Origin of the sequence: Devosia sp., assembly GCF_028290645.1 — a bacterium.
GTDB lineage: Bacteria > Pseudomonadota > Alphaproteobacteria > Rhizobiales > Devosiaceae > Devosia_A.
Genome location: NZ_JAQGJL010000051.1, coordinates 1 through 8512 on the forward strand (window position 1 = coordinate 1; position 8512 = coordinate 8512).

Here is an 8512-nt window from a genome sequence, read left to right on the forward strand (position 1 = left end):
AATAGCCGTAGACCAGCTCGTCGCCCGAAATGCTGAGCTTGCGATAGGCGGCGACCGTCCGTTCGAGGAACCCCTTGTAGCCGCGCGGCAGCTTTGGCCCGGCGCCGGCGAGGATATCGCCGGGCGCCATCCAGGGGTCGACCCCGACGGCGCCCACCTGCTGCATGCGCGGCAGCGGCAGCGCGTGGAGCTCGGCGTAAAACTGCGCCATGCGCATCGCCAGCGCGTTGCGCCGGCCTTCGTCGAGTTCGGCATACTGCGCCGATTCGAGAGATGAGCCTGGAATTTTCAGATGCCGGGAGAAGGGTACGGGTCCCTCATGCAGCACCATCTGCGGCAGTTGCATCGTGACCCGGGGCTTGAGGAACGCCAGCAGCGCCGCCTCGCGCCTCAGCCGCGCCTCGGCCCGCTCGTTGCGGGCAAATTTGAAAATCCAGCCGTCACACTCGAGCGCGACGCTGTCCCAGCCGCCGGTCAGGGGTACGAAAATGCCGCCGGCGAATTGCGGCAGCGTGCCGATGACGAGCGCCCTGAATCGGGCGATCTCCGCCGCCGGTACCCCCTCCATCGTCACATCCCCTGGTCACACCCCGCGGGGAATCTAGACGAGGCCGGGGGAAAGTCCAATCACGCCGGATGCAGTTCCCGCACTGCCTGCTTGGCGTGCCTGGGCGCCTTGGCCTGATGCCGTGCCCTGTAGGCCTGCAGCCTGCGCTGTTGCGGCAGGCGGACGCCGAGCGCGTCGGCGACGGTCTTTAACAGCAGGCGGTCGAGTTCTGCCTTGTGCATGATGACGTCTCCTTGGTCCCGCGAAGTCGTGCCCCGCGCCTTGGAGAAGTAACGGTGAAGTTTTCGAGGAGTTGCCTCCCGCTTCGTTCAGATTCCGGTGATCGGCCGGTTCCCCCCGCCCGGCGACGATCGATTAACGCGCCTGTGGCACACTGGGGCTACCGGAAGCGTCACCGGCGGTTTGAGATGTGAACCCGCGACAAGCGGAGGAGCAACATGCGGTCCGTCGGCCTCGGAGCAATCCTGCTGAGCGTCCTCGTCTTTCTGTTCCCCTGGTACGGCGACTGGCTGCCGTTCATCAGCCTTTCGACCAGCGATTCGCGCATCGTCGGCGGCCTGCTGCTCGCCGTCGGCGCCCTCACGCTGGCGATCCATCGCAACGCCTAGCTCCGGTCGTCCCCGGCTTTCGGTTCCGTTTTGAGCGGCTCGATGGCGAACGCCTCGGCAAACATCGCCTCGACGCTTCGCACCGGCCTGGGCGCCGGCGGCTCCGCGTCGGGTTCGGCCGGCGGGACCTCCGCTGCAACCTCGACTGTCGCCGCAGCGACGGGAGGAGCGACCGGTTCGGCCGGCGCCGGCGCTGCCTCGATAGTGACGGGGACCGCCTCCGGCGCCATTTCAACCGCGACCACGGGTTTCGCCGCGACCGGCTCCGCCCCCTTCGCGGCCGCCAGTGCCCGGGCCCGGCGCAGCCGCCGCCGCAGGCGCCCGCTTTCGGCTGCCGCATAGAGCATCAGCAGCATCAGGGTGCCACCGACCCCGAGGCCGAGCCCGACCAGCAACCAGACCAGCGCGTCATAGCTCATCACCGGCCCACCCGCCGTCAGCATCGCCGCCACCATGCCGGATTTCGCTCCCCTCCGGCAACGTCGCCGATGGACGCATTGCGCTGGTGCAAGCAAAGGCCGCACGCGCTAGACATGATACGACTGACCTTCCCTCCACCAAATCGACCTCGCGTTCCGAGACCCGCCATGCTGCAAGCCCGCACCCGCCCCCTGCTCCCCGATGTGGTCCGCGCCGATCTCAGGCGGCTGATCATCGGCGGCGAGTTTCCGCCGGGCTCGAAGCTCCCCAACGAGGAAGCGCTCTGCGCCCGTTTCGCGGTGAGCCGCATCACCCTGCGGGAGGCGGTGCGCGGGCTGGTGGAGGATGGCTACGTGATCCGCCGTCAGGGCGCCGGCACCTTCGTCACCGAGGGCCCGACGCTCAGGAATTCGCTCGACACCAATTTCAGCTATACCGAATACCTCGAAAGCACCGGCGTCGCGGTCTCCAAGAACGTCCTCGGCGCCGAACGCCGCCCCGCCGGCGAGGCCCAGATCGTCGCCCTCGGCCTCGCGCCAGGAGCCGAGATCGTCGTCGTCCGCCGGGTGCGCAGCGCCGACGGCAAGCCCGCGATTTACTCCATCGACAGCCTCCCGACCGACATCGCCGACGCCAAGAAGGACCTCAAGGCCTTCGGCCGCTCGCTCTACACGCTGCTTTCCGAGCGCGGCCACGGCGTCGAATACGCCCGCACCGTGCTGGCCCCGGTGATCGCCGATGCCGAACTGGCGGAAATCCTCGCGGTCCCCGTAGGCACGCCGCTGCAGCACCTGAGGCAGGTCGACTATGACAGCGCCGGCCGCCCGGTGATGCTGTCGCTCGAGTGGCACGTCCCCTCGGTCATCGAGCTCCGCGTCTACCGCCGCGGCCCGGGCCCGCTGCCCAACGGCTGAGTGGCGCCTCGGGAGCTGGTGCGCATGGACCCCACCCCTGTCCCCTCCCCCTGAACAGGGGGAGGGAGACCCTTCGACAGGCGGTAGTGTTTTGGTCTCCCTCCCCTTTCTTAGGGGGAGGGGACAGGGGTGGGGGTCGGCTCGCACCGGCCCGCCCGGGCGCATCACCCCGCCGGCTTCAGCCGGTGGTCGAGCACCTCGCCGGCCTCGTCGAGCACCAGGTAGCCGATCGAGGCCATCAGGGAATTGATCGTCTTCAGGGCCCGCAGCGTCTCGAGATGGATGTTGCTGGTGGCAAGGCTCGCTTCGGTCCCGTCCTTCAGCCGCTGCAGGTGCTGGCGCTGGCTCTCGGCCACCGCCTCGCGCATCCGGGTCTTTTCGACCACGAGCTTGCGCGCCTGCTGCAGGTCGCGGCTGACCAGCACGTTGCGCGCCAGCCGCATGTTCTCGACCACCTGCTGGTGGAGCTCGGCCAGCTCGCGCCAGCCGGTGGGGGAGAATTTCAGGCGCTGCTCGCGCCGCGTCTCGGCCAGCCGCAGCAGCGTCTTGGTGATCGCGTCGCCGACATATTCGAGGTTCACCGCGATCGCCGCGAGGTCCTGCCCCCGCCGCGCGCTGGTTGCGTCGCCGTCGAACGACACGCGCGCCAGATAGAGCTTGATGTCGCTCTGCGCCTGGTCGATCGCCGCCTCCATCACCCGCGCCTCGCGGATCTTGTCGGGGTCGCCGCCCTTGTAGATCTCCATCACCGGCTCGAACATCCGGGCGACGATCTCGGCCATGCGCAGCAGCTCGCGTGTCGTCGAGGCGAGCGCCATGCCCGGGTCGCCCACCGCGGCCTCGTCGAGGCAGCTCGGCGGCACGCCGATCGCGGCTGCCGGGTCGGCGACGGCCGGATGGATCAACCGCTCCATCAGCCGCGCCACCGCCCCGCGGAGCGGCACGCCCGCCAGCACCAGCGCCGCGTTGAACATCAGGTGCAGCCAGATGATCTGCTGCGCCACCCCATCGCCCGGCAGCATCCGCGCGCCCAGCACCTGCAATCCGAGGAGCGCAATCAGCGCGCCCGCACCGCGGAGCAGCAGGTTGCCCGCCGTCATCCGCCGCGCCTCCGGCGCCCCGGCCCGCGTCAGGACGAACGGGATCAGCGCGCCGCCGATATTGGCCCCGAGCAGCAGCGGCGCCGCCGCCTCGATCGGCACCAGCCCGTGCCCCGCCAGCACCACCAGCAGCAGGATCGTCGCCACCGACGAATGGAACAGCCAGGCGATCGCCGCGCCTGCGAGCAACGCCGTAACGGCTTCCTTGCCCAGATAGGCCGCCGCTAGCGGCACCAGCTCGCTCTCGCGCAGCGGCGCCGTGGCCTCGCCGAGCAGTGCCAGCGCCGTGAAGATCAGCCCGAGCCCGACCAGCGCCCTGCCGCTTTGCCGCACCCGGCGGCTGCGCCCCTTGAAGAACAGCGCCGCCCCGGCCACCAGCAGGATCGGCCGCACCACGCTCATGTCGAGGCTCAGGAGCAGCACCACCAGCGCCGAGCCGAAATCGGCCCCGAGCGCGATGGCGAGCCCGGTCGAGAGCGCGAACATCCCCTTGGCCGCGAACGCCGCCGCCAGCATTCCCGCCGCCGTCGCACTCTGCAGCACCACGGCAAGCCCGGTGCCGACCGCGACGCTCCGCACCGGCCCGTCGGACGCCCGCAGCAATGCCGTGATCTCGGGCTGCCAGCCGCGCTCGATCCCGGTATGCACCATGTGCACGGCCCAGAGCAGCAGCGCCACGGCGCCCGCGACATGCAGCAGGAAGAGATAGGCGGTCACACCGGCTCTCCGGTCATACAAACGTCCTCAGCGCTTCAAACAATTGAACGATAAGCACATTCTCCGCATACGTCATGCATCTACGCGATTTCGCGGATTTTGTGGCAGGCTAGCGCAGCGCGATGGCCTCGATCTCGACCCTGGCGCCCACGTCCACGAGCTGGCAGCCGATGGTCGAGCGCGCCGGCGGCTCGTTGGGGAAGAATTCGGCATAGACGCGGTTCATCGCCGGAAATTCACGCACATCGGTCAGGAACACCGTGGTTTTCACCACGCGATCATATGAACTTCCAGCCTGTTCCAGGAGCGCCCCGAGCTTTTGGAGCGCCACCCGCGTCTGCTCCTCGATGCTCGCCGGATAGGATCCATCCGGCCCCGAGCCGACCTGGCCGGTGACGAACACGAACTCCTCGGTACCGATCGCCGGGGTCAGCGGCAATCCGGGGAACGAGCCATAGGCGATGCGCATTGAGAACCTTTCGAGAGCATGGGCGGAAATATCGGCACAGGGCCTGCTCTGGAGATAATGCCGAGCACGGCCTACATATCCAGCACAATCGCAAGGAGACGCCGCCATGAGCACCGTGAAATACGAAGTCGTCGAGCACGATGGCGGCTGGGCCTACAAGGTCGGCGACGTTCTCTCGGAAACCTTCCCCACCCACGCGGCAGCGCATGAAGCGGCCGAATCCGCCGCCCGCCGCCAGCGCGTCTCCGGCGCCACCGACGGCATCGAGTACGAAGACGCCCGCGGCCACTGGCACCAGGAGGTCGCCGAAGGCACCGATCGTCCCGACACCATCGTCGAAGACGACGACTGACCCCTGAGCCTACTGGGCGAGCCTGGCCCTCAGCTCATCGAGCTCGAGGATGCAGCGTTCGATCTCCGATTTCAGCGTACGCTTTTCCGCCGGGCTCATCGGCGTCTTGCTGCCCGGCCGCGTCTGCCCCACGATCTCGCGCAGCGTCGCGATCTCGCGCCTCAGCTTGGCCATCTCGCTCGTTGCTTGCATTGGGCATCTCCGGTGATCCGGTCTTGTGACCCGATCACGCCGCCCACTGCAAGCGGTTTGCCGCCTGTGGAGGGCAAGACGAAGGCCCGCCCGGTTTCCCGGACGGGCCTTTGAGCCAAGCCGCGGCTGGGATCAGTTCCCGGCGACGACGATGCCCGGCGAATAGACCACCGTGCGGTCCGAGACCTTCACGAACCACACCCGGTCGTTGGTGTAGAAGTAGCCGTGGTCCGGATCGCCTTCGATCATGTAGAGCTCGACATCATCGGGCACCACATAGCCGACATCGATGTTGCCATCGATCACCACCGGCTCGGTGGGGTGGGTCCGGACGTACTCGATCGAGGCGTCGCTGACCACCGACGCGCCGATCACGGCTCCGGTGAAGCCGCCGATGATGGCGCCGATCGGTCCGAAGATCAGCCCGCCCGCTATGGCGCCGCTGACGCCGCCGGCAGTGCCGCCCACGGCGGCCTTGGTATCGTTGCTCTGGGCCACGGCCGAGCCGATGCCGAGGGTGAGAATTGCCACTGAGGCAAGGAGAAGTGTTTTCATTTTTATGCTCCTTCGGGTCGTTGTGCCCGGGGGAGTAAAGCCGCGAACGCCGTCAGGGTTCCACGAAAGACAATCGGCAGCTAACCGCCCGACGGTTGCTGCCGTCCCAGCAGCAGCAGCCCGCCAAGCCCTGTCAGCACCACACAAAACCCGAATACCGAGGCATAGCCGAAGGCACTCGCCCACGGCCCCGTCAACACGCCCGCCAGTACCGCCCCGACGCTGATGGCACTGCTGAACAGCCCCGCCGCGAGCCCGACGCGGGTCGGCATCAGCGCCTGCAGATAGAGCATCCCGACGACGCTGACGATGCCGATGGCCACGGCGCGCGGGAACTGCGCCCAGTACGCCATGGCGAGCGACGGGAACAGTGCGAGGAGGAGGAAGTAGAGCGCGAACACCGCAAAGCCCGCCAGCATCCAGCGCTGCCGCGAGCCGCGCGTCGGCCAGGCGACGAAGGCGCCCATCACCACCACCTCGATGGCCGCGCAAAGGCTGAACAGCAGCCCGACATCGGTCTCGCTGCCGCCCATCTCGGTCACCGTGGTGATGGACAGCGCGATCGAGCCCATGAACATCGCCATATGGAACAGCGCGATGCTGCCCACCGCCAGCGCCGCCCGCCCTCGCGGCACCTCGAGATGCACCACCTCGACCGCATGGGAAGGGGCGGCCGGCACCCGCCAGATGCCCGACACCAGCACTGTCGCCAGCGCCATCGCGGCGCAGAGGGCGCCGCCGAGAAAGGCGCCGCCAAAGCCCCAGGCGCCGACGAGGAGCCCGCCGATCGCCGGACCGATCGCCCAGCCCAGCGACGAGGTCATCCTCAGCGCCGCCACCCCGCGTTCGGCCACCACCGGCCCGGCCGCATCGAGCTGCCGCTTGGCCAGCGCGAAGAGCAGCGTGAACGCCGCACTGCCGATCCCGACCGGTCCGGCAGCGATCAGCACCAGCCAGCAGAAATCCGTGGTCGTCGCAAGCAGCGCATAGCCCGCGATGCCGAGCGCCAGCACCGCCAGCAGCTCGGTCGCGCCCGGGTGCCGGTCGAACCGCCGGCCGAGCCAGGTCGAGGCGCCGATGCCGGTCAGGGCCGAAGCGGTGAGAAATACGCTGAGCTCGATCGGCGACAACCCGGCCTGCTGCACGGCGAACAGCGCCATGAAGGTCCCGGCAATGGCCTGCGCCAGCACGCAGAACAGCACCGCCGACGCGGCGGAAAGGAACAACGGCACGCGCAACAGCCGCGCGGCATCGAGGACTGAACTCATTTAAAGAAAACGACCTGCAGCATTGTTCGCGCCAGCCGCGCGATACTGCCTTCTCGCCTGCCGCCGACAATCCTGCAAGCCGGTTGGGCGGGCGGAATGAGGACCCTGCTGCCGGGCCGGCCCCCTGTCGGAAGCGATCCGCTTGCGGCCTAGCTAGAGCGAGAACCCTATCAGCACGCCAAGGGAAACCACGCCGCCGGCGATAAGGCAGCCGAGCAGGTAGTTGACGACGAATCGATCGGTAATTTTCATCGTGGGATCCTAGCGGCGCGTACCTGACCATCGGCTGACAGTGCAGCTTTCTCGCGGCTCGATGACGTGTCGTTTAGGGGGAGTATCGGAGCCAGGCCAACCAAGGGATCTGCGGCGGACCGGCGGCAGCCGGGCCGCTGGCGCCGGGGCTGATGCTGCATAATCAGCCCCGGCCAGCTCTGCATGAGATCGCAGCGGCGGTCACTCGGCCGGGGTCGAGGCAACTGCGCCGGCGGTCGCCGGCTGGGCGACCAGCCCGGCGAGGCTTTTGTGCACGACGACGGCAACGACGGCAACGACGGCAACGACGGCGCCGATAATCGGGGCTATCCGACCATCGGGCCCAGCGAAATTGCCGGGTTGAAGTCGGCGCCCGTGAGGGCTCCGGCCGTGATGATGTTGAAGGTCAGGGTCATGCCGATGGCCAGCGGCGCAAGGTCGCCGGCGCGACCGCCACCGCCGTGCTGAGCACCACCGTTACCAGGAAGAAGGCAAGCAACGCTTCGATCACGAAGCCGGCCAGCGGCGTGATGGTCAGGGTCATGGCGCCCACTGCGAGGTCGTTCGCGAGTGTGGGCGTACCAAGACCAGTCGCCGTGCCGCCGAGCACCAGCCGCAAGACGAGTGCGGCGATGATACCGGCAACGAGCTGGCTGACGATGTAGCCGACTGCCTCGCCGGTGCGCATGGCACCCGCGAGTAGCACGCCGACGGTGACGGCCGGGTTGAAATGCCCGCCCGATACGGATCCGTAGGCGAAGGCCAAGGCCATGATGGCGAGGCCGTGGGCGAAGGCAACGGCGCCCATGCCGGCCAAGCCGGCACCGCCGCCGATGATGGCCGCGGCACCGGCGCCGATGAATACGAACGTGAAGGTGCCGACGAACTCCACGAGGAGCTTGGGTGCAAGTTGGTTGGACATCGTAGATGTCCGGAGAGAGGGGCCGGCGGGGCTGGAGAGCGGCCGCCGGCCTGTGGCTGGGCGGGTCGCGCTACTCCGCGGCGATCGTCTGCGGATTGAAGGTGATGCCCAGCGCCTTCGCGACGCCGGCGCCATACGCCGGATCGGCCTTGGTGCAGTTGGCGATGTGCCGCTG

13 protein-coding genes are annotated in these 8512 nt (G+C 68.3%); 3 read left to right on the forward strand and 10 right to left on the reverse strand.

Translation table 11 applies throughout. The annotated features are described in order from the left end of the window. Together JWQ89_RS02760 and JWQ89_RS02765 are read right to left on the reverse strand one after the other, a co-directional pair. The coding region (locus JWQ89_RS02760) for a phosphotransferase (protein ID WP_299638213.1) at positions 1-568 on the reverse strand (568 nt) is incomplete at its 3' end. Between the two features lie 59 nt (positions 569-627). Further along, positions 628-789, reverse strand: coding sequence for a hypothetical protein (locus JWQ89_RS02765; protein ID WP_299638215.1), 162 nt, complete (start codon positions 787-789; stop codon positions 628-630). A 216-nt stretch (positions 790-1005) separates the two neighbouring features. Here JWQ89_RS02765 and JWQ89_RS02770 point away from each other — a divergent pair, with 216 nt between their 5' ends. Then, positions 1006-1176 carry a hypothetical protein gene (locus JWQ89_RS02770; RefSeq protein ID WP_299638217.1) on the forward strand — a complete coding sequence of 57 codons (171 nt, stop codon included), beginning with the start codon at positions 1006-1008 and terminating at the stop codon, positions 1174-1176. On the opposite strand, the gene JWQ89_RS02775 is transcribed toward JWQ89_RS02770, so the two are convergent. Next, the gene (locus JWQ89_RS02775; RefSeq protein ID WP_299638219.1) at positions 1173-1631 is read right to left on the reverse strand and encodes a hypothetical protein; all 459 of its coding nucleotides are present in this window, start codon (positions 1629-1631) and stop codon (positions 1173-1175) included. The two genes, JWQ89_RS02770 and JWQ89_RS02775, sit on opposite strands and share 4 nt — an antisense overlap. A 132-nt stretch (positions 1632-1763) precedes the next feature. On the opposite strand from JWQ89_RS02775, the gene JWQ89_RS02780 reads away from it, so the two are divergent. Beyond that, positions 1764-2510: a GntR family transcriptional regulator gene (locus tag JWQ89_RS02780; RefSeq protein ID WP_299638220.1), complete on the forward strand. Its 747-nt coding sequence runs from the start codon at positions 1764-1766 to the stop codon at positions 2508-2510. A 164-nt stretch (positions 2511-2674) separates the two neighbouring features. On the opposite strand, the gene JWQ89_RS02785 is transcribed toward JWQ89_RS02780, so the two are convergent. Both JWQ89_RS02785 and JWQ89_RS02790 read right to left on the reverse strand, forming a co-directional pair. Continuing rightward, entirely contained in the window at positions 2675-4327 is a 1653-nt protein-coding gene (locus JWQ89_RS02785; protein ID WP_299638221.1) for a Na/Pi cotransporter family protein, read from the reverse strand. A gap of 109 nt (positions 4328-4436) precedes the next feature. Then, positions 4437-4796, reverse strand: a complete 360-nt coding sequence (locus JWQ89_RS02790) for a RidA family protein (protein ID WP_299638222.1) — start codon at positions 4794-4796, stop codon at positions 4437-4439. Between the two features lie 106 nt (positions 4797-4902). On the opposite strand from JWQ89_RS02790, the gene JWQ89_RS02795 reads away from it, so the two are divergent. Then, positions 4903-5148, forward strand: a complete 246-nt coding sequence (locus JWQ89_RS02795) for a DUF2188 domain-containing protein (protein ID WP_299638223.1) — start codon at positions 4903-4905, stop codon at positions 5146-5148. Between the two features lie 9 nt (positions 5149-5157). Here the strand turns inward: JWQ89_RS02795 and JWQ89_RS02800 are convergent, their stop codons facing one another. The 5 genes from JWQ89_RS02800 to JWQ89_RS02820 all read right to left on the reverse strand — a co-directional run bounded on the left by JWQ89_RS02800 (position 5158) and on the right by JWQ89_RS02820 (position 8337). Then, on the reverse strand, positions 5158-5340 hold the full coding sequence (locus JWQ89_RS02800; RefSeq protein WP_299638225.1) for a hypothetical protein: 183 nt from the start codon (positions 5338-5340) through the stop codon (positions 5158-5160). A 132-nt stretch (positions 5341-5472) separates the two neighbouring features. After that, the gene (locus JWQ89_RS02805) at positions 5473-5895 is read right to left on the reverse strand and encodes a DUF1236 domain-containing protein (RefSeq protein WP_299638227.1); all 423 of its coding nucleotides are present in this window, start codon (positions 5893-5895) and stop codon (positions 5473-5475) included. A gap of 80 nt (positions 5896-5975) precedes the next feature. After that, positions 5976-7163, reverse strand: a complete 1188-nt coding sequence (locus tag JWQ89_RS02810; RefSeq protein WP_299638229.1) for an MFS transporter — start codon at positions 7161-7163, stop codon at positions 5976-5978. A 578-nt stretch (positions 7164-7741) separates the two neighbouring features. Beyond that, entirely contained in the window at positions 7742-7831 is a 90-nt protein-coding gene (locus JWQ89_RS02815) for a hypothetical protein (RefSeq protein WP_299638231.1), read from the reverse strand. Further along, positions 7828-8337, reverse strand: coding sequence for an aquaporin (locus JWQ89_RS02820; RefSeq protein ID WP_299638233.1), 510 nt, complete (start codon positions 8335-8337; stop codon positions 7828-7830). The genes JWQ89_RS02815 and JWQ89_RS02820 overlap by 4 nt, the downstream gene beginning before the upstream one ends. Positions 8338-8512 lie beyond the last annotated feature (175 nt).